Annotated in this window: 20 protein-coding genes; 10 read left to right on the top strand and 10 right to left on the bottom strand. The window is 63.2% G+C overall.

Annotation, left to right across the window (positions count from 1 at the left end; translation table 11 throughout):
- Positions 1 to 161: 161 nt before the first annotated feature.
- Positions 162 to 1,124: a sensor histidine kinase gene (locus KMZ29_RS26225; RefSeq protein ID WP_215621872.1), complete on the bottom strand. Its 963-nt coding sequence runs from the start codon at positions 1,122 to 1,124 to the stop codon at positions 162 to 164.
- A gap of 189 nt (positions 1,125 to 1,313) precedes the next feature.
- Here KMZ29_RS26225 and KMZ29_RS26220 point away from each other — a divergent pair, with 189 nt between their 5' ends.
- Positions 1,314 to 2,156, top strand: coding sequence for an SDR family NAD(P)-dependent oxidoreductase (locus KMZ29_RS26220; protein ID WP_215621871.1), 843 nt, complete (start codon positions 1,314 to 1,316; stop codon positions 2,154 to 2,156).
- Positions 2,157 to 2,272: 116 nt separating this feature from the next.
- Positions 2,273 to 2,776: a cupin domain-containing protein gene (locus KMZ29_RS26215; RefSeq protein ID WP_215621870.1), complete on the top strand. Its 504-nt coding sequence runs from the start codon at positions 2,273 to 2,275 to the stop codon at positions 2,774 to 2,776.
- A 16-nt stretch (positions 2,777 to 2,792) separates the two neighbouring features.
- Here the strand turns inward: KMZ29_RS26215 and KMZ29_RS26210 are convergent, their stop codons facing one another.
- On the bottom strand, positions 2,793 to 4,169 hold the full coding sequence (locus KMZ29_RS26210) for a cytochrome P450 (RefSeq protein ID WP_215621869.1): 1,377 nt from the start codon (positions 4,167 to 4,169) through the stop codon (positions 2,793 to 2,795).
- Positions 4,170 to 4,409: 240 nt separating this feature from the next.
- Positions 4,410 to 5,651 (bottom strand): LLM class flavin-dependent oxidoreductase, encoded by a 1,242-nt coding sequence (locus KMZ29_RS26205; RefSeq protein ID WP_215621868.1) that lies wholly within the window; start codon positions 5,649 to 5,651, stop codon positions 4,410 to 4,412.
- 173 nt (positions 5,652 to 5,824) lie between these two features.
- On the opposite strand from KMZ29_RS26205, the gene KMZ29_RS26200 reads away from it, so the two are divergent.
- From KMZ29_RS26200 to KMZ29_RS26190, 3 genes are all read left to right on the top strand, one after another.
- Positions 5,825 to 6,532 (top strand): VOC family protein, encoded by a 708-nt coding sequence (locus KMZ29_RS26200; RefSeq protein WP_215621867.1) that lies wholly within the window; start codon positions 5,825 to 5,827, stop codon positions 6,530 to 6,532.
- A 9-nt stretch (positions 6,533 to 6,541) separates the two neighbouring features.
- Entirely contained in the window at positions 6,542 to 7,177 is a 636-nt protein-coding gene (locus KMZ29_RS26195) for a hypothetical protein (RefSeq protein WP_215621866.1), read from the top strand.
- A gap of 84 nt (positions 7,178 to 7,261) precedes the next feature.
- Positions 7,262 to 8,485, top strand: a complete 1,224-nt coding sequence (locus KMZ29_RS26190; protein WP_215621865.1) for an extracellular catalytic domain type 1 short-chain-length polyhydroxyalkanoate depolymerase — start codon at positions 7,262 to 7,264, stop codon at positions 8,483 to 8,485.
- A gap of 75 nt (positions 8,486 to 8,560) precedes the next feature.
- Here KMZ29_RS26190 and KMZ29_RS26185 read toward each other — a convergent pair whose 3' ends face one another.
- From KMZ29_RS26185 to KMZ29_RS26170, 4 genes are all read right to left on the bottom strand, one after another.
- Positions 8,561 to 9,229 (bottom strand): MBL fold metallo-hydrolase, encoded by a 669-nt coding sequence (locus KMZ29_RS26185; protein ID WP_215621864.1) that lies wholly within the window; start codon positions 9,227 to 9,229, stop codon positions 8,561 to 8,563.
- A 94-nt stretch (positions 9,230 to 9,323) separates the two neighbouring features.
- Entirely contained in the window at positions 9,324 to 10,331 is a 1,008-nt protein-coding gene (lpxD, locus tag KMZ29_RS26180) for a UDP-3-O-(3-hydroxymyristoyl)glucosamine N-acyltransferase (RefSeq protein ID WP_249779792.1), read from the bottom strand.
- Between the two features lie 282 nt (positions 10,332 to 10,613).
- Positions 10,614 to 11,741 (bottom strand): vWA domain-containing protein, encoded by a 1,128-nt coding sequence (locus tag KMZ29_RS26175; RefSeq protein WP_215621862.1) that lies wholly within the window; start codon positions 11,739 to 11,741, stop codon positions 10,614 to 10,616.
- 238 nt (positions 11,742 to 11,979) lie between these two features.
- A complete protein-coding gene (locus KMZ29_RS26170; protein WP_215620016.1) occupies positions 11,980 to 13,296 on the bottom strand; it encodes an ISNCY family transposase in 1,317 nt (438 codons plus the stop codon).
- Positions 13,297 to 13,465: 169 nt separating this feature from the next.
- Between KMZ29_RS26170 and KMZ29_RS26165 the strand changes: the two genes are divergently transcribed.
- On the top strand, positions 13,466 to 13,951 hold the full coding sequence (locus KMZ29_RS26165; protein WP_215621861.1) for an MmcB family DNA repair protein: 486 nt from the start codon (positions 13,466 to 13,468) through the stop codon (positions 13,949 to 13,951).
- Between the two features lie 367 nt (positions 13,952 to 14,318).
- Here the strand turns inward: KMZ29_RS26165 and KMZ29_RS26160 are convergent, their stop codons facing one another.
- A complete protein-coding gene (locus tag KMZ29_RS26160; protein WP_215621860.1) occupies positions 14,319 to 14,873 on the bottom strand; it encodes an ActR/PrrA/RegA family redox response regulator transcription factor in 555 nt (184 codons plus the stop codon).
- 108 nt (positions 14,874 to 14,981) lie between these two features.
- A complete protein-coding gene (locus KMZ29_RS26155) occupies positions 14,982 to 16,301 on the bottom strand; it encodes an ActS/PrrB/RegB family redox-sensitive histidine kinase (protein ID WP_215621859.1) in 1,320 nt (439 codons plus the stop codon).
- A 209-nt stretch (positions 16,302 to 16,510) separates the two neighbouring features.
- Between KMZ29_RS26155 and KMZ29_RS26150 the strand changes: the two genes are divergently transcribed.
- From KMZ29_RS26150 to KMZ29_RS26135, 4 genes are all read left to right on the top strand, one after another.
- Entirely contained in the window at positions 16,511 to 17,305 is a 795-nt protein-coding gene (locus KMZ29_RS26150) for an ABC transporter ATP-binding protein (protein WP_215621858.1), read from the top strand.
- Positions 17,306 to 17,352: 47 nt separating this feature from the next.
- Entirely contained in the window at positions 17,353 to 18,120 is a 768-nt protein-coding gene (locus KMZ29_RS26145) for an ABC transporter permease (protein ID WP_215624422.1), read from the top strand.
- Positions 18,121 to 18,249: 129 nt separating this feature from the next.
- On the top strand, positions 18,250 to 19,578 hold the full coding sequence (locus KMZ29_RS26140; RefSeq protein ID WP_215621857.1) for a polyhydroxyalkanoate depolymerase: 1,329 nt from the start codon (positions 18,250 to 18,252) through the stop codon (positions 19,576 to 19,578).
- A 240-nt stretch (positions 19,579 to 19,818) separates the two neighbouring features.
- Positions 19,819 to 20,658 (top strand): M48 family metallopeptidase, encoded by an 840-nt coding sequence (locus KMZ29_RS26135; protein WP_215604066.1) that lies wholly within the window; start codon positions 19,819 to 19,821, stop codon positions 20,656 to 20,658.
- A gap of 9 nt (positions 20,659 to 20,667) precedes the next feature.
- Here the strand turns inward: KMZ29_RS26135 and KMZ29_RS26130 are convergent, their stop codons facing one another.
- Positions 20,668 to 22,575 (bottom strand): hypothetical protein, encoded by a 1,908-nt coding sequence (locus KMZ29_RS26130; RefSeq protein WP_215621856.1) that lies wholly within the window; start codon positions 22,573 to 22,575, stop codon positions 20,668 to 20,670.
- Positions 22,576 to 22,585: the final 10 nt, after the last annotated feature.

Here is a 22,585-nt window from a genome sequence, read left to right as displayed (position 1 = left end):
TTGTAGTTTTGGTTAAATGGAACCGAGAAAGAGGGCGTCAGTCGAACAAAGTGTGCGCTTTGAATTAGCCTCACCCTAATCGTCATTAACAGAGCTCTAACGCGATTTTGGAATGCCGGGCCTTCGGCGACTTTCGTCCTCGATGGGCCGAAGGCGGCCTGCTAGCTCGCGGGTATGCGACACTGCAGGGTGCAGTGAACCCCGGTCTTCAAGAAGCTGATTTCGGTCTTGCCGTCGAAGGGCAGGAGCGCCGATTTCAACAGCTTGGTGCCGAAGCCTGCTTCCCCGATGCTTCCGACCGGAGGACCTTCGGTCTCGTCCCAGGTAATGCCGAGGCGATCGTCGGTGACCGTCCATGACACCTGCAAAAACCCTCGCGGAGAGGCAAACGCGCCGTATTTCCCGGCATTGGTGGCCAGTTCGTGGAATATCAGCGCCAGGCTCACCGCCAGCTTGCCGGGGAGAAACAGCGGATCTCCGTTCAGGTTGAACCGGACATGCCCGTAAGGACCGAGTTCGGAGACCAGGAGATCCTTGATATCGCAGCCAAAGCCGTCGACCCTGGCAATCAGGTCGTCCGTCCGGGACAGCGCTCGTATCCTGGGATCGATGCGGGCCCAAATCTGCGGCTGATCGTGCAGCACCTGATGCAGAACCGCATGAATGGTCGACAGCTTGTTCTTCAGCCGGTGCTGGAGTTCGTCGACGATCAGCTTGCGGTATTCCTCCTCCCGGATCAGCCGCCGTGAGATGTCTCGTTGCCGCAAGGCGATCGATCGATAGTGCGCCACCCCCCAGATCGTCAGTCCGCACACCGTCCAATAAATCAGCAGCAGTATTACTCTGGCTGTATCGGCCATCGCGTCGCTGAAGTTGACGGTCAGGCCGAGTATCCCTCCGGCCAGTGCGGTTGCAATGCCGATCCGGTAGCCGCCGAAGGCGGTGGCAAAGAATACGGCCGGAAAATACGGGATGAAGAATACGTCCGGTCGAATCAGTGCAAGACCCCACCGTGCAGCGGTCGACAGCGCGAGGCAGAAGGCTGCAAATCCGATATTAAGTAGCGGCGATGGCTGGGATATTCCTTGCCAGACCAGCCGAAACTCGTCGATCAATTTCCCCATAAGCCATATCAACCGATGAGCGAATCCAAAATAAGGCCGAGCATAGAGGAAAATCCGCGATCAGCGGCCGGAAACGGCGCCGACCGCACTCGGTTCGAGGAAACTGTTTCGCAACAAACCGTGGCTTGCGTAGTTCCGGGAGGCCGGAGATATATTTGAAATCAAAATCACGAGGAATGGGAGAACGACATGGGACGGCTGGACGGCAAGGTCGCGGTGATCACCGGGGCGACAAGCGGCATTGGACTGAGCACCGCGGAGATTTTCGTCGCCGAAGGCGCCAGAATCGTCATTGCCGGACGTCGCGTGCCGGAAGGCGAGGCGCTGGCCAGGAGGCTCGGCGTCAACTGCGTCTTCCGCCAGACCGACGTCACGGTCGAGGCGCAGATGCGCGCGCTGATCGAGCAGGCGGTCGACAAGTTCGGCCGGATCGATTGCCTGTTCAACAATGCCGGCGGCCCGGCGCAGACCGGCGGCATCGAAGGCCTCGAGGTCGACCGCTTCGATGCCGCGATGGCGACACTGGTGCGCAGCGTAATGCTCGGCATGAAGCACGCCGCCCCCCATATGCGCCGCCAGGGCTCCGGCAGCATCATCAACAATGGCAGCATCGCCGGCAGGCTGGCCGGCTTCTCCTCGTCGGTGGTCTATGGCGCGGCCAAGGCCGCCGTCATTCACCTCACCAAATGCGTGGCGATGGAGCTCGGTGAATCCGGCATCCGCGTCAACTCGATCTCGCCGGGAGCGATCGCCACCGGCATTTTCGGCAAGGCGCTCGGGTTGCCGGTAGAAGCCGCCGAGAAGACGCCGGCCGTGATGCGCGAGGTCTACAAGGCCGCGCAGCCGATTCCACGCGCCGGCTTGCCGGAAGACATCGCCCACGCCGCGGTGTTTCTGGCCAGCGACGAATCCAGTTTCATCAACGGGCATGATCTGGTGGTCGACGGCGCCATCACCGGCGGCCGCAACTGGACCGCGCAGCAGCAGGGCTATGTCGCGCTGCGCAAGGCGTTCGATCAGGGCGCGGGGTAGGTCGAACTCGTCATTCCGGGGCGATGCGAAGCATCGAACCCGGAATCTCGAGATTCCGGGTCTGGTGCTGGCGCACCATCCCGGAATGACAGGGGAGCCAATCGGGAGAGCCATCAATGTCCGCAACATTCGATAAGTCGTTCGGGCGAGCCGAAGCCCGGCCGTTTCATCTGGCCGTCATTGCCGGCCTTGCCTTCGCCTTCCTGATCGCCAAGGCGTTGCCGCAGACCGTGGACGTCATCTCGGCGATCGTCGAGCCGCTTTGCATGACCGGCAATTCGCCGGGATCGACGCTCGATACCGTCGAACCGATCGCCTCGCACGCTTTGCCGAATGTGCCGGGCAAGCGCGTGACCGTCGTCCGGGTGTCTTATGGCCCCGGCGGATTTACCCGCGCACACCGGCATGCGGGCTCGGTCACCGCTTACGTCACCAAGGGCGAGATCCACTCGCAGCTGGCCGGCGGTCCGGTCGAGACTTTCAAGGTCGGCCAGTCGTTCTTCGAGCCGCCGGGTGCCACGCATCTGGTCTCGGCCAATGCCAGCAACACCGAGCCCGCCGAACTGATCGCGGTGTTCGTGGCCGACGAAGGCGCGCAGCTCACGACGTTTATCGAATAACGCTCCGGCGCGGCGGTCACACCGGCTTCAGCGTCACCCGCATTCCGTCGCGCGGTTTCGGGATCGGCCACATCTGCCAGTCCGCCTTGTAGCCCGGCTCGAACGAGACCTCGAGATTCTGCAGGAAATGCCGGGCAAAGCACTTGGCCTGCATGTAGGCGAAGTGCAGTCCGAGGCACATATGCGCGCCGCCGCCGAACGGCACCCAGGCGAAGCGATGCCGGCCGCGTTGCGCCTCATCGGTAAAGCGCAGCGGATCGAACTTGTCGGGATCGGGCCAGATGTCGGGCATGTGGTGGGTGAACAGCGGATTGACGCCGAGCATGGTGCCGGCCGGGATCGCGTAGCCCTTGAACGTGAAGTCGCGGACCGCGCGCCGCGGCATCGAAGGCACCGGCGGCTTCAGCCGCAGCGCTTCCTTGAAGGCCATCTCGGTGAGCGGCATCGCCTCGAGATTGTCGAAGCTGGTGGGCGCGTCGGCCGCGACACCCAGCGCGTTCACTTCGTCGCGCAGCTTTTGCTGCCACTCCGGATGGGCGGCGAGTTCGCCGACGAACGAGGTCAGCGACGACGTCAGCGTGTCGTGCGCGGCCATCATCAGGAAGCTCATATGGTCGATGATGTCCTGCGTCGACAAAAGCGCGCCGTCCTCGTGGGTGGCGTGGCACAGTTGCGAGAACAGGTCTTCGCCGCCGCCCTTGGCGCGGCGGACCGGAATCTGCTCCGAGAAATAGGCCACGATGCGCTTGCGGCCGTTGACGCCGCGCGCCATCGCGGTGCCGGGCAGCGGCTTGCGGATCACGGCGACGGAAGCGGCCACCATGTCGACGAAGGCGCGGGTGATGTCGTCGACCTCGGGTCCGATTTCGGCGCCGAGGAACGAGGTGGCGGCGAGGTCGAGCGTGAGCTGCTTCATCGCGGGATAAAACGGCATCGGCCCCGGCTTCGCCTTCCATTGCGCGACCCGCGCCGCAATGCCGGTGTCGAGTTCACCGAGATAGGATTTCATCGGCCCGGCCTTGAAGGCGACCGACAGCGCGCGCCGGTGCAGGCGATGCTCGTCGAAATCGAGCAACATCAGCCCGCGCGGAAACAACAGCCCGAGAATCCGGCCCCAGCCGTGGGTCGAGGAGAACAGCTTGGCCTGGTCGAACAGCACCAGCTCGTTGGCTTCCGGTCCAAGCAAAGTGAGGCTGGTCTCGCCGAACAAATGGCTGCGATAGACCAGCCCGTATTGCGCCGCCGCCCGCTCGACCTGGCCTTTGGGGTCGGCGAGGACGTGAAGCGTCTTGCCGATGATGGGCCAGCCCTCGTCGCCGGGAATATGCGTCAGTGAATTGCGCTTGGGCGGAGTGAAGGATATCGCGGGGGAAGCCACACTTTGCATCGACATGGCAGTTGCTCCGGTTGGTCCCTGCAGATCGGGCGGGCAGTCGTCGGCATAACCCGGGCTCGAAAATATCCCTTTGTCCCTGCCGTGCAAAGGCTCATCCGTAGCTGGAAGGGTTGCGACCGGTCCGGACTGCGCGACAAAGTCGCGTGCCGCGCCGCACACAAGGCCGGAAAGAATGCGGTCGCGGGGCGCGACCGGGCGGTACGATTAGCGATCGAGCCGCCCGGTTCGCCTTACGCCTTACGCCTTCCGTTTCTCGGCTTCCTTCTGCAGATCCGGCGCGTTGATGGTCGGGATCGCGACGCGGCCGGGGCCGGTGAGCGAAAGCGCCGCGGCGGCCTTGTCGTTCTCCATGATCTTGGCCATCACGGCTTGCCCGGCGCGCTCGAAGATGGCGCGATTTTCGATCACGAATTTCTGCGACCTGCGCAGGCCGTCGATGTAGCCGTTGATCTCCGGCACCACGTAGCGCGCCACCATGTCCCAGCTGCGCCGGGTGTTCTCCGGATTGGCCCAGTCATGCACGAAGCCGATGATGGTGCCGACGCCGCCGGATACTTCCATCAGGTTCTTGATGGTTTTGACCAGATCGTCGGGAGTGCCGATGGTGGAGGCGGCGCCTTCGCCGCCGGCGGTCTTTTCCACCGCGTCCTCGGGCGAGGTGAACGGCGTCAGGCCCGGCCGCTGCAGGGTGCGGACATTATACTCGTTGTGCCAGCGCATCAGTCCGGCGCCGGCCTCACGCTGCGCCTGTTCGCGGGTCTCGGCGATGTGCCAGGACAGCAGCACGCGCCAGTCGGCGCGGTTCACAGTGGTGCCGTGCTTCCTGGCGGCATCCTCGGCAAAGCCCCATTGCGTCCCCAGCGCCATCAGGCCCTGGGTCGACATCGAGCCGAGCGAGATGATGCCGATGCCGTACTTGCCGGCCAGCGTCATGCCGGACGGCGAGATCTGCGAAGCCACCACGAACGGCATCTCTTCCTGCAGGGGCAGGATCTGCAGCGCGGCGTCGTTCATGGTGAACCAGTCGCTCTTCGCGGTGACGCGCTCGCCCTTGAACAGCCGGCTAATCACCGAAATCGCCTCGTCCTGGCGGTCGCGCTGTGTCATCGGATCGATGCCAAGCGTGTGCGCGTCCGACGCCAGCGCGCCCGGACCGGAGCCGAAGATGGCGCGGCCGCCGGTCATGTGGTCGAGCTGCACCATGCGCTGGGCGACGTTGAAGGGATGATGATAGGGCAGCGAAACCACGCCGGTGCCGAGCTTGATGCGCTTGGTGCGCTCGCCGGCGGCGGCCAGAAACATTTCCGGCGAGGCGATGGTTTCCCAGCCCGAGGAATGATGCTCGCCGCACCAGAACTCGTCATAGCCGAGCGCGTCGAGCTGCTCGACCAGGTCGAGGTCCCTGCGGAATTGCAGCATCGGATGCTCGCCGATGGGATGATGCGGGGCGAGAAAGGCTCCGAACTTCAGGCGCGCCATGGGGTTTTCTCCGGACTTCATTGTTCTTGGATGCTTGGTTCCAAACTACGGGGCGGGCAGCTGCAAGGCAATCCTCAAACCCTGACGCCAGCGCATGGTTGTCGCGCGGGGTTGGCTGACTTAAACCGTTGCCCGGAATTCCGCGTCCCTTCCTGTGCCGATAGAAAGCCACGATGAACCTCGCGAAACCCCGCATCGACATCGGCTTTGCGACCAACAACGCGCCGGCCGCGCTGGCGTTCTGGCAGAACGAGATCGGCCTGCCGTTCGAATACACCCAGCCGATCCGCCGCGGCTACAAGCAGCATCGTCACGATCTCTGCGGCTCGATCCTGAAAATCAACCAGGTCTATGAGCCGATTCCCGACAACCCGCCCTCGGGCTATCGCGAGCTTCTGATCGCGCGCGACGGTATCGCCGCGCCGAAGCCGCTGGTCGATCCGGACGGCAACCGGGTCGCGCTGGTGCCGAGGGGAATGTTCGGAATCGAACGCATCGGAATTCGCCTCGGCGTTCGCGACCTCGAGGCGCATCGCCGCTTCTATACGGAGGCGCTTGGCCTGCCGCAGGGCAAGTCCGATGACGCCGGCGGAGCGATGACTTATCTTGCCGGCGACACCGTGCTGATAACGGAGCTCGCCTCCGACGCGCCGCACGATGCGTCCTTCGAGGGCAAGGGTTGGCGCTACATCACCTTTCAGGTGTTCGAGGTCGATCGCGAACATGCCTATGTGCTGGCCCATGGCGGCCTGGAGGCCCGCGCGCCGGTGACACTGGGGACGACGGCCCGCATTTCGATGGTGCGCGATCCCGACGGCAACTGGATCGAACTGTCGCAGCGCGCCTCGCTCACCGGTTCATTGGAGCCGGGAATCTCTTGAGTTCTGTGGGTGGCGCAGGCGCAATCGCTTGGTCGAACCATGCGCCGCGCTTTGGCTTCACCGACGCGCTCAGGCGTTGGGCAGGCTGACTTTCCAGGTTTCCTTGGCGGAAGCACCACCACCATTTCCGGGCAGATATCGCATTCCCTGAAACTGTCTTTCGGCTTCAGGTCCTGTTCCAGCTCCGGGGTCAGCGGCTGCACGCCCTTTGCGGCGAAGAATTGCCGGGGCAGCGCTAAAGGCGGCGGTTGCTTCTGGCTGAGTTGCTCCGGCGCGGCGCGTTGCGGCTTTCGCACTTTGGCCGACGCAGCGTCGGCGAGAGAAGCGGTAAACGCGACTGCCGCCAATGTGGCGAGCAGCTTCGAAAGGGCAGCCATGAACGATCCTTCACGCGAGGAGACGACGCGGCTTGGTCGCGTCCAGATCAAGCTGCGTTCATGGGAAGGCGGCCATGCCGCCAATGGAGTCCGCCCCATCGCTGGTGGCTGTTCGCAACCGTCGTCGCCGCTCAATTCATGTTCGGTGTCGATGCGTTCATCGTCAGCGTGGCGATATCGACGCGGCCGCGCGCTGTTCGCCGCCCTGAGCCACATTTCTGACGTGGATGCGGCGCCCGGGTTAAGCAATTTGCTGTTAAAAGGTTGACAGCACACGGTCTTTTTATTTCGCACTGCAGCAATTATCTGGTCTTGATGGGGTTGATAAGTCTCTCTTCCCAAGGAGCTGCCGGTGTCCCTCGCCGCTAATGTCGAATTTCTGCGTCGCCTGCCCAAGCTGAATGGTTTCAATGGCTTCGGAGATTTCGGACGGAGCCTCCGGCCGGCCCAGGGTAGCCCCTTGGTCGAAACCACTGGTTTTGGCTCCAATCCGGGCGGATTGCGGATGTTCTCGTTCGTGCCCGATCACTGCCCGCCGGCGCCCGCTTTGGTGCTGGTTCTGCATGGCTGCGGGCAGAGCGCGGCCGGCTACGATCTCGGCGCCGGCTGGTCCACGCTGGCGAAACATTACGGCTTCGCGTTGCTGATGCCGCAGCAGCAGCCATCGAACAACGCCAACGGCTGCTTCAACTGGTTCACCCCGGAAGACACCGCGCGCGACAGCGGCGAAGCCTGCTCGATCCGGCAGATGATTGCGCGGATGGCGGTTGATATCGGCATCGACCAGCGGCGCATCTTCGTCACCGGGCTTTCCGCCGGCGGCGCCATGACCTCGGTCATGCTGGCCACCTATCCCGAAATATTCGCGGGCGGTGCCATCATCGCCGGACTGCCCTATGGCGTTGCGACCAACATGCGGGAAGCGCTGAGCGGAATGTTCCAGTCGCCGTCCCGCCCGGCCGGCGAATTGGGCGATCTGGTGCGCGGCGCTTCCGGTCACACAGGTCCCTGGCCGAAGCTGTCGGTGTGGCACGGCAGCGCCGATCGCACCGTCAACCCCGCCAATGCCGACGAGATCGTCAAACAGTGGCTCGATGTGCATCAACTGCCTTCGGCGCCGATGTCCGAGTCGACCGTCGACGGCTACCCTCGCCAGGTCTGGTGGAACGCGGATGGCGAAACCACGGTCGAATCCTACACCATCACCGACATGGCCCACGGCACGCCGCTCGGCGTCGGCGACAATGACGAGCGCTATGGCGCACAGGGCGCGTTCCTGATCGAGGCGGGAATTTCGTCGTCGTATCACATCGCGAATTTCTTCGGCCTCACCAACTGGATTCGTCAGTCCAAGGAGGCAGCGAAGGCCGCCGCGCAGGAAACTGCAAAGCAAGCCGCAAAGACCGCTGCGGCGGCTTCGCCGGTGCCCGAGCGCGCGCCGGATCTCACGAAGGTGCTGTGGCCGCTGACGACGCTCAAGCGTGCTTCCGAGCCGCCGCCGCAACCGCGTCGCCGCGGTATCGACGTCGGCGGCGTCATCACCCGCGCACTCACCGCCGCCGGCCTGATGAAATAGCTGACGGCGGCAAGCCGCTCGACCTCGACGATCTGTCGCGGCGGATTCGCAGCCTCGATTTAGGCTGGCGAAATCTCACATTTCGCCGGTAAGAAACGGATTGGTCATCCGCTCCTGGCCGATGCTCGAGCCCGGGCCATGGCCGCAGATGAAGCCGACATCGTCGCCGAGCGGCAGCAACTTGCCGGTGATCGACTTGATCAGCGTGGCGTGGTTGCCGCCGGGAATGTCGCTGCGCCCGACCGAGCCGTTGAACAGCACGTCGCCGACGATCGCAAAGCGCATCTCCTTGCTGAAATACACCACGCTGCCGGGCGAATGGCCCGGGCAATGCAGGATGTCGAAGCTCAATTCGCCGATCGAAACCCGGTCGCCTTCATCGAGCCAGCGGTCCGGCGCGAAATCGCGCACGCCGGTCATGCCGAAACGTGCGCCGCTGGTGACGACGTTGTCGAGCAGGAACTTGTCGGCGATGTGCGGCCCGACGATCTCGACCCCCAGCGCGTCGCGCAGGTCGGCGGCGCCGCCGACATGGTCGATATGGCCGTGAGTCAGCCAGATTTTTTCGACCGTCACATTCGATTGCTCGATCGCGGCCTGAATTTTATCGACATCGCCGCCGGGGTCGATCACGGCAGCTTTTCTGGTGGCCTCGCACCAGATCAGCGTGCAGTTCTGCTCGAACAGCGTCACCGGGACGATGATGGCGCCGGCCTTGGCCTTGGTCTGTGCTTGCTGGGTCATCGCCGCACAATGCCGATTTTTTGCGGCTCGCCAAGGGGAAGATTGCGAAAGATTCGAGCCCTTTCCTTCGAATTTGAACCGTCCGCGGCGGCAGTCAGGTCTCGTCCGGGCGGTCCGCGGATTTCCTGCGTGCGCGCACCGCGAGCTGCTCGAGGGCGACCACTTCGCGCAGCCATTGTTTTTTCGGCTTGGCCGGAAAGCCGCCCCAGAATTCGCCCGCCGGCACGTTTCCGTACACCGTGGACCTTGCCGCCGTTATCGCTCCCTTGCCGACCGTGGTGTGCGGGATGATGCCGGTGCGCGGCCCGAGCACCACGAAATCCTCCAGCGTCACGCTGCCGCTGAGGCCGGACTGGGCGACGATGACGCAGTGGCGGCCGACGATGCAGTTGTGCCCGATCTGGCAAAGGTTATCGATCTTGGTCCCCTCGCCGATCACGGTGTCGCGAATTCCGCCGCGGTCGATCCGCGTTCCCGAGCCGATCTCGACGTCGTCATGAATGACGACGCTGCCGATCTGCGGAACCTTGGTATGTCCCGCGGGATTCAGCAAGTAGCCGAAGCCGTCCTGACCGATATCGCATCCGGGATGGATGATGACGCGGTCGCCGACATGGGCATGGGTGACCGAGCAGTTGGCCCCGATTGCGCAATCATTGCCGATCCGGACGCCCGGGCCGATCACGGCGTGGGCGCCGATCAAGGTGCCGGCTCCGATCCTGGCGGACGGCCCGATCACCGCGAACGGATCGACCGTGACGTTGTCCGCCAGCTGCGCCGACGGATGCACCATCGCGCCCGGCGAGACGCCAACGGTGCCGAATGTCGAAGTCGGGCGCAGCGCGATGCTGTAGATCTTGCGTGCGATCGCGACAAAGGCGTCATACGGCTTGCGTAGGCGCAACACCGTAACGCCATCGGGGGCGTGCTTTGCGAAGCGCTCGGTCGTCAGCACGGCTCCGGCCCGTGTCGACTTCAGCGCAGCGGCGAATTTGGCTTCGGAAACGAAGCTCAGGTCACCGGCGCCTGCCTGATCGATCGGCGCGATGCCGGTCAGCCGGCGCGAAAGGTCGGCTCCCTCACACGGCTCGGCCCCGGTCATTGAGACAATCTCGGCTACGCTGAAGTCCGTAGTGCGCGCAAAAAAACTGAACTCGGTCACATCCCGCCCCCTCAGCCCCACGATAACCCGGCAGGGGGCTATTCCCAAGCCGATTCCGGAAGCGGCGCGGATTCCCCTTGTCGTCCCTGCGTACGCAGGGACCCATAACCCCGGGCGTCAGTTGAGTAGGATGATGTCTGACGCTCGCGTCTCACCGATAGGCCGCGGCGTATGGGTCCCGCGTGCGCGGGGACGACGATGTTGAAATGATTGTTCGTCAGATCACCGCTTGATCTGCGCCCTCAGCGTGTCCTCGACGACGCGGTCGAAGGATGATGCCTTCGGCGGCGCCTTGTCGCGCTGCTCCGCGACGAAGCGGTCGCGCTTGGCGACCAGGGCTGCGAGTTTTTCGTTCAGCGCCTTGCGCTGGCTCATCTGCTTGTTGAGTTCGTCCATGCGCTGCTCCGGCTTCAGCGCGCGCAGGTTGGCCGGCAGATCATCGTCCTTGATCGCGGAGAAGCTGGTGCGGCCGGCGCTGACGTCGCTGACCAGATCGCCGTCGCCGGTGACCGCTTCCGACGATGCCTTGGCGCGCTTGTTGAGATAGCTCGCCATCTCGCTCGCCTGCGCCGGCGCCGCGGCCGCCACCTGCGATAGCTGCCTGGTCTTGTCCTCGGTGCGCTTCTGCAGGGCGCGCGGACCGTAGGGGATCACGGTGCCGTTGATTTCCTTCTGCAGGATGATGATGTCGTCGTCGTAGGGCGTCTCGATGATCACCACCTGTCCGCCGTCCTGCGGGATCGGAATGAAGCGGCCGTTGCCGCTCTGGGCGATGTCGCGCCACACCCGCTCGGTGTCGCGCGCGGTGCCGGCGAGCACCGCGTTGACGATGATGTCCTTCTGTTTCGCCACCGACAGCGTGGTCGGATATTTGGTGTCCTGGGCGTAATCCATGTGCGGCGGGGCGTCGCCGACCAGGAACACGATCCGCCTGGTGTCGCCGCTGGTCGTCCATTGCAGCTTGTTGACGGCGACGTCGAGCGCCTCGTTGACGCTCTCGGCCCAGTCGCCGCCGCCGCGCGCCTTCAGCTCCAGCAGGTTGGCGTAGAGATCCTGGATGTCGGTGGTGAGGTCGAATTTCCTGGTGACGTAATCGTCGCCGATGTCGCGATAGGCGACGAGGCCCATGCGGATGTCGGCGTCGGGATTGCTATCGACGATCGCGGTCGCAATCGACCAAATCTTGCGCTTGGCGCCTTCGATCAGGCCGCCCATCGAACCCGTGGTGTCGAGCACGAAGGCGACTTCCACGGTGGGCTTTGCAACCGCGCTCGACAGGCCGGCCGACAGCGGCAGGGCAGCCAGCGCGAACGCGAATGCGAGCGCGGGCAGGGTGATGACTGGCTTCATGAGTATGTTCTCCTCCGGTGTTCCGTCCCCTGGAACCGGAAGTTCCCCGGGTTTCTCGGTCCCGTGAGGTCGAAAACAAGGCGGGGCGCGTACAAATTTGCGGCCGACTTGGAGCGAACTTGGAGCGAACCGGTGTCCGTAGCGGGTGAAGTTGTCGTATTTTTGTAGCTCGTGATCTGTCGCCTTCGTTATTGAGTTTCGGAGGAGCCGGAAGGCGTGGACGGTTCCGCCGGTTTGGTCATGCCATGGATATTGGTGGCAGGTTAGCCCCTCGGGTTGGTTTCTTTGTTTGACTTGAAGCCCGTTTCTCCGCCCCGACCCGCGCTATCTCGACGGCGGCGCGCGCAGGAGCGGTCAAGGACGCGCACTTGCGCGCCCGTAAGGGCTTGTCCTTGACGGCTCCGAGCACGCTGCCAGGCTGAGGCGCGTCGGGGCTGATCTGCTGTCCATCGGCGGCAAACCTCGCCAATCGGTGCGGGCCAAGGAACACGCCCACGGTGCCATCGGGATACCCGTGAACCCGCACCACGGCCTTGACGAAGTGGGGCCTGAGCCGGCTCTCCGGCAACTGCAGCCGCCGGCCGCTCCATGCGATCGTGTTGTCGTTGGCGACGGTTCGCTCTTCGATCACGCACAGCGCTTCGCGCCAGGCCTCGTGCCGGTCGGCTACGAACGCCGTGCCTTGCTGTTCGGCCACGATCGCAAACGCCGCATTATGCTCGGCGATGTAATGCGCCTTCAACCACGCATTGGCGGCCTCGACCGTCCTGATCCCGGCGAGCCGCAGATCCTTCGGCAGCCGGCCCTGCAGCGTGCCGAACACCCGCTCTGAACGCCCGCGCGCCTGCGGCGAATAGGCCGCGATATGCTCGATCCCAAGATGCGATAAAGCCCGTCCCACCTGGGTTTGTTGCGTCTTCGAGACCTTCGCGCCGGCCTTCGGGGTGTAGAAGTAATGGCTGCCGCGATCGGTGTAGAGCGCGCAGAACAGACCACGCTCGCCAATCACCTCGCCCAAGGCCCGGAACGTCGACGCCGTCCCTTCTTCCTCGACCAGCAGCATCGAGTAGATCTCGCTCGTCGCATCGTCCATCGTGACGATCAGGTCCATCGCCGGCAGACCTTCGATCCAGACGTGGCGCGACCCGTCCTGGTGAAGCAGCATGCCCCGAAGCGGCCGGCGCGGACGCTTCTTGCGGTGCGCCGAACGCTTCGGCGCCTTCTGCACCAAGCCCGCAGCATGCAAGGCCAGCTTCGTCACCGTGTAGCCCAGCACATAGCCATGTCGCTTTTGCAGCTGCTCGTGGAAGTGCTTCACCGTGAAATCGGCGTACTTGTCCCGGAACAGCCCCAGCATCCGCTCCAGCTCTTCCTCCGGCGCACGCCTCGGTGATCGCCGGCCCATGCGCCGGTCGACCAGCCCGTCATCGCCCTCCGCCTCAAAGCGTTCCGCCCAACGTTGGAACGTCCGCACGTTGATCCCCAGAAGCTCAGACGCCGCCTCCTGCGTCAGCTCCTTCGCCTCAGTCCGATCCAGCAAACTCGAAAACCGCATCCGTCGTACACCCTCGTGAATGGATGCCGTGCCCATCGTGCCCCCTTTGTTCCGGGGCACCAAAAACACGACACTTCACGAGCTACAAACAGGCGACAGATCACGAGCTACTGACAACTTGGAGCGAACCGGCTGCCGGACGGCCTGAAATCGGTTAGGCTCCCCGGCGATGGAATCGCCCGCCCGCCAGATCAGCCTCGTGCCCCCGCCGGACCGCCGCCAGTCGGAGACGGCGCTGGCGATCGCGCGCGGCACCGCGCGGCTGTTGCGGTCGCTGGGATTTGCCTGCATCAGCGAATTGCCGCTGCCGTCGGGACGGCGCGCCGATCTGGTGGCGCTGAACGAGCGTGGCGAAATCTGGATCGTCGAGATCAAATCGTCGGTGGAGGATCTGCGCGCCGACCAGAAATGGCAGGACTACCGGGCGCATTGCGACCGGCTGTTCTTCGCCTTCACGAAGGATCTGCCGTACGAGATTTTCCCCGGCGATACCGGCCTGATCGTCGCCGACGCCTATGGCGCCCATCTCTATTGCGAGGCGCCGGAGCACCGGTTGCCGGCGCCGACCCGCAAGCAGATGACGGTGCGGTTCGCGCTTGCCGCTGCGCAACGGATCAACCGGCTGGTCGATCCGCAGGGGCATGGGGAGTTCTGAAAGAATTAAAGTGCCAGACCCTCATCCTGAGAGTCTGACCGAAGAAGCAGCCAATGAAATAGGCCTCTCAAGCAAAGCTCGTCATGCCCGGCCAAAAGCGCGAAGCGCGTCTTCGCGCTAGACGTGCCGGGCATCCACGTCTTGGCTGCGTCTAAGCAAGTAAGACGTGGATGGCCGGGACGAAGCCCGGCCATGACGGAAAGCGAATCATTTTCAAGCGCTCAGAAAGAGCCTGAAAATATTGGCTGCTTTTTCGGTCAGGCTCTGAGGAGCAGGCGAAGCCTGCGTCTCGAAGGATGTGGCCCCTGTCGGGCCTGCATGGTTCGAGACGCCGCTTGCGCGGCTCCTCACCAGAGGGGAGGGTGAATCACCGCGGCGCGCGCTTCGCTAAAATCCGCTGCAGGGTGCGGCGATGCATGTTGAGCCGCCGCGCCGTTTCGGAGACGTTGCGGTTGCACATCTCGTAGATGCGCTGGATGTGCTCCCAGCGCACGCGATCCGCCGACATCGGATTGTGCGGCAGTTCGGATTTTTCGGTGCCGCTCGCCAATAGCGCCGCGACCACGTCGTCGGCGTCGGCGGGCTTCGAGAGATAATCCACCGCGCCCATCTTCACCGCGGTCACCGCGGTGGCGATATTGCCGTAACCGGTCAGCACGATCGCGCGGGCATCCGGGCGCTTGCGCTTCAGCGCGGACACCACGTCGAGCCCGTTGCCGTCGCCGAGCCGCAGATCCACCACCGCGAAGGCGGGGGCCGACTTGCCGATTTGCGCCAACCCGTCGGACACGCTGTCGCAGGATGTCACGGTGAAGCCGCGGGTTTCCATGGCGCGCGACAGCCGCTCCAGAAACGGCTTGTCGTCCTCCACGATCAGGAGCGAGCGGTCGGCTTGATCAGTCAGTTCGGCGCTGGCGTTCAAGGCTCTGTCATCCCTATGTTAGACCGTACCACATATGGCGTGGCAGCAGGGCGCTGCCAAGGCCGCAAATGGTCGATTCAACAGCCATCTGAGCGGCCGAGTGTGGCTCTAAGCCGCTGGTTCGGCGGCGGTTTCCTTTTCCTCGAACCGGCTGCGCGGCCAGGCGATCTGGACCACGGCGCCGTGATCGGGAAACGTCCTGTTGGTGAAGGAGACCTTGGCGCCGGTGCGCTCCAGCAGCGTACGGGCGATGAAAACCCCGAGACCGAGGCCGTGGTGCTCGCTCTCGTCCGCGCCGCGCCGCCGCGACAGATAGGGCTCGCCGATCCGCTTCAGCATGTCGGGTGCGATCCCCGGGCCGTCGTCCGAAATCACGATCTCGACGGTCTCGTTATTCCACCATGCGTTCACTTCCACGGTCTTGCGGGCGAAATCGACGGCGTTTTCCAGGATGTTGCCGACGCCGTAAAGGATCGCCGGATTGCGGCTGCCCACCGGCTCGCGGGTGCCCGCCACCGCAATTCGCACCTTGATCGCGACGCCGAAATCGCGGTGCGGCGCCACCACCTCCTCGATCAGCGTCGACAGCGGCATGCGGTCGAACGGCGCGCCGGTCGCGGACAGTTGCGTGATCTTGGCCAGGATGTCGCGGCAGCGCTGTGCCTGTTCGCGCAGGGTTTTGAGGTCGGAGGCGAGCTGGCCGTTGCCGGTTACGGTTTTTTCCAGCTCGCGCGAGATCAGGAAGATGGTCGACAGTGGCGTGCCGAGTTCGTGCGCGGCCGCGGCGGCGAGGCCGTCGAGCTGGGTGAGGTGTTGCTCGCGGGTCAGCACCAGTTCGGTGGCGGCCAGCGCATCGGAAAGCTTGCGGGTATCCTCGGTGACCTGGAACGCATAAAGGCTGGTGACGCCGATCGCGAGCAGGATCGAGAGCCAGACGCCGAACAGGTAGATCGGCGGCAGCACCAGCGGTTCGTCGCCCTCCCACGGCAGCGGCAGATGGAAGAACACCAGCGCGGAGGCGCAGGCCATCGCCAGCACGCCGAGCGCCATGGTCAGCCGGATCGGCAGCGCGGTGGCCGAGATCAGGACCGGCGCCAGAAACAGAAATGAGAACGGGTTTTGCAGGCCGCCGGTCAGAAACAGCAATCCCGCCAGTTCCACGATGTTCAATGCCAGCAGCGCCGCCGCATAGACCGGTTCCAGCCGCTGCATCGGGTTGAAGGTAACCTGCAGCACCAGGTTGAGCGCGGCGGACAGGGCGACGATGGCGAGGCAGGGAATCACCGGGACGTCGAATTCGAGCCCCTGCGCCACGACGAAAATGGCGGCGAGCTGGCCGAGCGCGGCAAGCCAGCGCAGCCGGAGGATGGTATCCAGACGGACATGGCGGCGCGGATGGCGGAAATCGGAGGCTGCAACGTCGGTCATCCCGGCAGTTTAGCCGCGCGGGTCCCCGACCACAAATTGGCATTCGGGCCACCGTCTTCCTTACTGTGCATGGGGTTGTTTTCGATATTTTGGTTCGAGGGACCCTCGGGCCGGCGTTGCAGCAGGCTGTTCGGGAAGGTCGGGCCAGCAATCCAAGGGCTCGGCACCGTCTTGCGCTTGCCGCGGCAATGGCCCAATGAACGCCCCGCATGATCGTTGAAGACGCAGCATTGCCCGGCTTGCCCGCGACCGATCCGGCAGGATCGGCTGCGATCGACGTCGCGCACCTGGTCAAGCTCTACAAGACCACCCGCGCCATCGACGACGTATCGTTCCGGATCCGGCCCGGCAGCATCACCGGGCTGCTCGGGGGCAACGGCGCCGGGAAGACCACGACGATTGCCATGATCATGGGGCTGGTGCTGCCGACCTCGGGGCGCATCCAGGTGCTAGGCGCTTCGATGCCCGACCAGAGCGCCGAGGTGCTCGGCCGGATGAACTTCGAGAGCCCCTATGTCGACATGCCGATGCGGCTCACGGTGCGGCAGAATCTCACGATCTTCGGCCGCCTCTATGCCGTCGAGAATTTGCGCCAGCGCATCGAAAAGCTGGCAGCCGACCTCGACCTTTCCGACTTCCTCGACCGTGCCAACGGCAAGCTCTCCGCCGGGCAGAAGACGCGCGTGGCGCTGGCCAAGGCGCTGATCAACCAGCCGGAGCTGTTGCTGCTGGACGAGCCGACGGCCTCGCTCGATCCCGATACCGCCGACTGGATCCGGCGGCATCTCGAGACCTACCGCAAGGCCCATGGCGCAACCATCCTGCTGGCGTCGCATAACATGCTGGAGGTGGAGCGATTGTGCGACCGCGTCATCATCATGAAGCGCGGCCGCATCGAGGACGACGACAGTCCCGACAAGATCATGGCCCGCTATAACCGGACGACGCTGGAAGAGGTGTTCCTCGACGTCGCACGCGGCCGCGTTCAGGAGGGCACGCCGTGAGCCAGCTTGTCCTGCCCGGCGGCATCGCGCCGCATCGCATCAATGCGATGATCCTGCGCTACTGGTACCTGTTGCTGTCGTCGTGGCCGCGGCTGTTGGAACTGATCTATTGGCCGGCGCTGCAGATCATCACCTGGGGCTTCCTGCAGAATTACATCTCGCAGAATGCCGGGTTTTTCGCGCAGGCCGGCGGCACCCTGATCGGCGCGGTGATCCTGTGGGACATCCTGTTCCGCGGGCAGCTCGGCTTTTCGATCTCCTTTCTCGAGGAGATGTGGGCGCGCAATCTCGGCAACCTGATGATGAGCCCGTTGAAGCCGATCGAGTTTCTGATCGCGCTGATGGTCATGAGCCTGATCCGGCTCGCGATCGGCGTCATTCCAATGACGCTGCTGGCGATGTTCTTCTTCGACTTCAATCTGTACGGCTTCGGGCTGCCGCTGATCGCCTTCTTCTGCAATCTGATATTCACCAGCTGGTCGCTCGGGATTTTCGTCTCGGGGCTGGTGCTGCGCAACGGCCTGGGCGCCGAGAGCATCGTCTGGACGCTGATGTTCGGGGTGATGCCGCTCGCCTGCGTTTACTATCCCGTGACGGTGCTGCCGCATTGGCTGCAATATGTCGCCTGGTCGCTGCCGCCGACCTATGTATTCGAGGGGATGCGGGCGCTGTTGATCGACAAGGTGCTCCGGACCGACCTGATGCTGTCGGCGCTGGCGATCAACGCTATGCTCCTGATTGCGTCATTTGCGATCTTTCTTGCCCTTTTGAAGAGCGCCAGGCGCCACGGCTCGCTGCTCCAGGGCGGCGAATGAAGGCCGGGTTATCCCACGGAATCCGTGGATTTACGGCCCTCCGGGCGGGTAGATCTACCGATCTGTGCATTGACGCTTAATTACGCATTATGCAGTATGCTGCGATGCAAAAGGGGATTTGAGGAATACATGCCGATTGGTGAGTTTGGCGGCGCACCGCCACTGGTGGCTGAAGGCAGTCCGGCGCTGACAACGCCGATGTACTGGATGTACGAAATGGCGCACGCGTCGCTGAATCCGGCGCGCGCCGTGACCGACGCCACGAAAATTCTGTTCCAGAATCCGCTCAATCCGTGGTCGCACACCGAGTTCGGCAAATCCATCGCCGCCGGCTGCGAAGTGTTCGAGCGCACCACGCGCCGCTACGGCAAGCCCGAATGGGGTCTCGACGACACCGAGGTCAACGGCATCCGGACGCCGATCGAAATCCGGTCGATCTGGGAAAAGCCGTTCTGCCGGCTGTTGCACTTCGATCGCAAGCTGACCCGCCCCTTGCGCAGCTCCCAGCCGCGGGTGCTGATCGTGGCGCCGATGTCGGGCCACTACGCGACGCTGCTGCGCGGCACGGTCGAGGCATTCCTGCCGACCCACGAGGTCTACATCACCGACTGGGCCGATGCGCGGATGGTGCCGCTGACGGAGGGGCGTTTCGATCTCGACGACTACGTCGATTACGTGATCGAGATGCTGCATCTGCTCGGCGGCAACATGCACGTGATCGCGGTCTGCCAGCCCTCGGTGCCGGTGGTGGCGGCGGTCTCCGTCATGGAAGCCGAACGCGATCCGTTCGTTCCCTTGTCGATGACGCTGATGGGCGGCCCGATCGATACCCGCCGCAATCCGACCGCGGTCAACAATCTCGCCCAGGAGCGCGGCATCGGCTGGTTCCGCGCCCATGTCATCACCAAGGTGCCGTTTCCGCATCCGGGCGTGATGCGCGACGTCTATCCGGGCTTCCTGCAGCTCAACGGCTTCATCAGCATGAACTTCGACCGTCACATGGACGCCCACAAGAACCTGTTCAAGGATCTGGTGAAGGGCGATGGCGACATGGCCGACAAGCACCGCGATTTCTATGACGAATATCTCGCCGTCATGGATCTGACCGCGGAGTATTATCTGCAGACCGTCGACACCGTGTTCGTCAAGCATGCGCTGCCCAAGGGCGAAATGACCCATCGCGGCAAGCTGGTCGACCCGTCGAAGGTCACGCGGGTGGCGCTGATGACGGTCGAAGGCGAGAACGACGACATTTCCGGTCTCGGGCAAACCGAAGCGACGCATGCGCTGTGCAGTTCGATTCCCGACCACCGCCGGGTGCATTACGTGCAGAAGGGCGTCGGCCACTACGGCGTGTTCAACGGCTCCCGCTTCAAATCGGAAATCGTGCCACGGATTTCCGATTTCATGACCTCGGCGGCGAACGTGAAACCCAAATTGGCCTTCGCCGCCGAATGAGCGTCGAACGAATGGGTTCAAGGCAGAGCTCCCGCTTCGAACGGCGATTGCGGCGCTGATTCGGCGCGATCGGTAACCCTCTGAATTGGTGCAAGGAAACCCGGATTCCCAGCCCGTTAAAGGAATGAGTTTGGTCTCATTCCTTCAAGGCGGTCTCCGGACCCGGTTCCAGCCAAAATTATTTGTTCCAGGCCCATCCTGTAGGGGCGGCAGGGCGGGTTGCCCCTGTATATTGGGCAAATGATTTGTTTTTGCGCCGAGCGATTTCACTGGCGGCGGATATGGCAGAATCCGGGCGAACTCCTGATCCCCGGACTTGCAGACATGGCCACTCGCGCCCTCCTTTATCGGCGGCCCGCCGAACCTTCTCGACTTCTGGTCAAGCACGGCTCGCAGATCTACTCGGTCAGGCTGCGCCGGCACCGCCGCGCGCGGCGTTACACCTTGCGCATCCATCCGAGCGACCGTGAAGCGATCCTCACCATGCCGCCGCGCGGCACCATCGCCGACGCCAAGGACTTCGCCCAGCGTCATGGCGGCTGGATCGCCGCGCGCCTCGGCCGGTTGCCGAAGGCCGCACCCTTTCTTCCGGGAACCGTGGTGCCGCTGCGGGGCGTCGCGCACAAGATCGTGCATCGCGCCGGCGTGCGCGGCACGGTGTGGACGGAAACCCGCGAAAGCGGCGAGCGGATTCTCTGCGTCGCCGGCGGCGCCGAGCATATCGAGCGGCGGGTCCACGATTACCTGAAGCGCGAAGTGCGCAACGATCTGCACAAGGCGTCGCTGGTCTACGCCGAGGCCTATGGCGTGAAGGTGAAGCGGCTGTCGATCCGCGATCAGTCGAGCCGCTGGGGTTCGTGCACCTCGGCCGGCTCATTGTCGTTCTCGTGGCGGCTGATCCTGGCGCCGCCCTACGTGCTCGATTATCTCGCCGCCCACGAGGTGGCGCATCTCGTCGAGATGAATCACTCGGCGCGGTTCTGGCGGGTGGTCGCCCGGGAATGCGCCCATGTCGAGCGCGCCAAGAGCTGGCTCGACACCTACGGCAACGACCTGCATCGCTACGGGATACAGGACTAGGTCGCGGGTCTAGGGAGTCGCCGGCAGATCAGTTCGCGCAACCGCCAATAAACCAGTCACCGCCGCGTCGGCGCGGGAACTCGTTCTCCAAAGAGCCGGTTCCAGTAATCTGAGAACGGCGATGTGATTACGCAAAACCAAAGCCTTGTCCGGCGCCATGTCTTCGAATGCGAACTCAGACAGACAATCCCCCACGTATTTGCACCAATCTCCCAGGTCTTGGTACGCAGCGGCTGCAATCAAAGAGATGCGCACCGCGTTCTCCATCGTGATTTCCAGACCCGGCTTTCTTTTGATCACGCGCATCAGAATACGGGTCTCCTCAGCAAGACGCTTGCTTCGGGTGACCGCAGCAACCGTTGAAAGGCCGCTCAATAAGGTGAACGCCTCGTTCTGGGAAGTGATGTCCCGCAATTGATACTTGGCTTGTCGAAGCCTATCCGCGGCCAGATCAGCCCATTTTTGATCCAGCTTCCAAACCAGCGCCGAGTTGACGAGTGTCGCGAACGATCGGGGCGTTATTTCATCCTTCTGTAGGTTCTTTATTAGAGCTGCCTCCACGTCCTCTGGCATCGACTGGATAGCCGGACTTCCCCCCTCCAACGGGCCGGGAAAGAATGAATCCGGAAATTCCACTTGAGTCCTGAGACTGTTGTCTCCGTCGCCAAGTATCAAATCGCGAAGCGGGCCCGCCTCAAGCGCTGCCTGGGCGGCGGCGGCGACTATCCGGCCTGCGAACTCGGGTTTGAGCTGCTCCGGGAAAATGAAATCCGGTAGCCATCGCGGCTCGCGCCTCAGGTCAATGAAGGTTTGAAGATAGTAGACAAATCCACGGTTCTCCATAGCCCACTCAACGAAGTCGGCCGTTATCATGCCCGTTGCGAGGATTGCTCTTTCAATGATCGCCGCATGGGCAATCGAAGCCAGCCTTCGCCAAAACGGAGGCCTGTTACGGCATATCCCAGTGCCAGCCAGCTCACCGTCGACGAGCACGACCAAAGCACTAAACAATCTCAACCTGCCTTCCCTGTCTTTGGCGTCCTCGCTTCGGATACGCTCGGCGATTTTCGTAAGGAGTTCGTCAAGAGCTGGGTGCTCATTTAGATTGGTCAGGCCCCATTCCATAGCTCCGACTTGCGATACAAGATCGCCGTTCGAGAGAATCCATTTGAACAAGGCCGACAACTCTTCCGATTTGCCTTCCACGGATGGAATGCTTCCTGCGCCGAATGGATGCGCGCACAGCAAGAACGAGGTTCTAAACCCGTTTGCCAGATCCTCTGAAACAAGCTCGGCATTTCTGAGGGTGACGACCTTGTTGTAGAACTCCTTAACATCACGGCACTCCCCCAGCTGGCCAACCAGCCGCTCAAAATATCGAATGTCGTTGGGTACGAGAATATCAATGGCGACCGACCTGCGCCGCAGGTGGTTTTCGATGCTTCTCGAAACATAGCGCGGCGACAACCGATACTCCTTGAACAACTCGTCGACTTCTTCGTCGTCCAGGGGCCTCCTTTCTAAGGTTTGGCGCCAAGCGCTCATTCGATCGTCACGCAGTTCGAACTTCTTGTTTTCCCGATCAAACCACTCGAGGCGCGTCGCTGCAACGGGATGCAGACAAGTGAAATCAGGCGTCGAGTGTGATTTCTCTTCGCGAACCAATTCCAACGCTCGCTTGTCGGCATTGAACTTTAGCTGCCACGATACTTCCTCAATATCCGGAACGTCGACCCGAGACGCTGGGTCGTTCAGAATCTGGCGAATAGCTTGGAACAATATCGAACGTCGAAACGAGACGCCTATCGCGTCCAAACGAAGGGCCACCTCAAGACTTAGCGAAAGCCTATCGCGAAGCGCTTTGCTTTCAAGCGCCCCTTCTCTCAGCTTCGGCGGAAACATGCCCAAGAGCATCATTCCTAATTCG

The organism is Bradyrhizobium sediminis (assembly GCF_018736085.1).
In the GTDB taxonomy this organism is placed as follows: domain Bacteria; phylum Pseudomonadota; class Alphaproteobacteria; order Rhizobiales; family Xanthobacteraceae; genus Bradyrhizobium; species Bradyrhizobium sediminis.
This window is presented reverse-complemented; position numbering and strand designations above follow the sequence as displayed.

Bases quoted from the DNA above. Each gene is read 5' to 3' on its own strand.
- KMZ29_RS26225 (WP_215621872.1), bottom strand. From the start codon at position 1,124: ATGGGGAAATTGATCGACGAGTTTCGGCTGGTCTGGCAAGGAATATCC.
- KMZ29_RS26220 (WP_215621871.1), top strand. From the start codon at position 1,314: ATGGGACGGCTGGACGGCAAGGTCGCGGTGATCACCGGGGCGACAAGC.
- KMZ29_RS26215 (WP_215621870.1), top strand. From the start codon at position 2,273: ATGTCCGCAACATTCGATAAGTCGTTCGGGCGAGCCGAAGCCCGGCCG.
- KMZ29_RS26210 (WP_215621869.1), bottom strand. From the start codon at position 4,169: ATGTCGATGCAAAGTGTGGCTTCCCCCGCGATATCCTTCACTCCGCCC.
- KMZ29_RS26205 (WP_215621868.1), bottom strand. From the start codon at position 5,651: ATGGCGCGCCTGAAGTTCGGAGCCTTTCTCGCCCCGCATCATCCCATC.
- KMZ29_RS26200 (WP_215621867.1), top strand. From the start codon at position 5,825: ATGAACCTCGCGAAACCCCGCATCGACATCGGCTTTGCGACCAACAAC.
- KMZ29_RS26185 (WP_215621864.1), bottom strand. From the start codon at position 9,229: ATGACCCAGCAAGCACAGACCAAGGCCAAGGCCGGCGCCATCATCGTC.
- lpxD (WP_249779792.1), bottom strand. From the start codon at position 10,331: ATGACCGGGGCCGAGCCGTGTGAGGGAGCCGACCTTTCGCGCCGGCTG.
- KMZ29_RS26175 (WP_215621862.1), bottom strand. From the start codon at position 11,741: ATGAAGCCAGTCATCACCCTGCCCGCGCTCGCATTCGCGTTCGCGCTG.
- KMZ29_RS26170 (WP_215620016.1), bottom strand. From the start codon at position 13,296: ATGCGGTTTTCGAGTTTGCTGGATCGGACTGAGGCGAAGGAGCTGACG.
- KMZ29_RS26165 (WP_215621861.1), top strand. From the start codon at position 13,466: ATGGAATCGCCCGCCCGCCAGATCAGCCTCGTGCCCCCGCCGGACCGC.
- KMZ29_RS26155 (WP_215621859.1), bottom strand. From the start codon at position 16,301: ATGACCGACGTTGCAGCCTCCGATTTCCGCCATCCGCGCCGCCATGTC.
- KMZ29_RS26150 (WP_215621858.1), top strand. From the start codon at position 16,511: ATGATCGTTGAAGACGCAGCATTGCCCGGCTTGCCCGCGACCGATCCG.
- KMZ29_RS26145 (WP_215624422.1), top strand. From the start codon at position 17,353: ATGATCCTGCGCTACTGGTACCTGTTGCTGTCGTCGTGGCCGCGGCTG.
- KMZ29_RS26140 (WP_215621857.1), top strand. From the start codon at position 18,250: ATGCCGATTGGTGAGTTTGGCGGCGCACCGCCACTGGTGGCTGAAGGC.
- KMZ29_RS26135 (WP_215604066.1), top strand. From the start codon at position 19,819: ATGATTTGTTTTTGCGCCGAGCGATTTCACTGGCGGCGGATATGGCAG.
- KMZ29_RS26130 (WP_215621856.1), bottom strand. From the start codon at position 22,575: ATGATGCTCTTGGGCATGTTTCCGCCGAAGCTGAGAGAAGGGGCGCTT.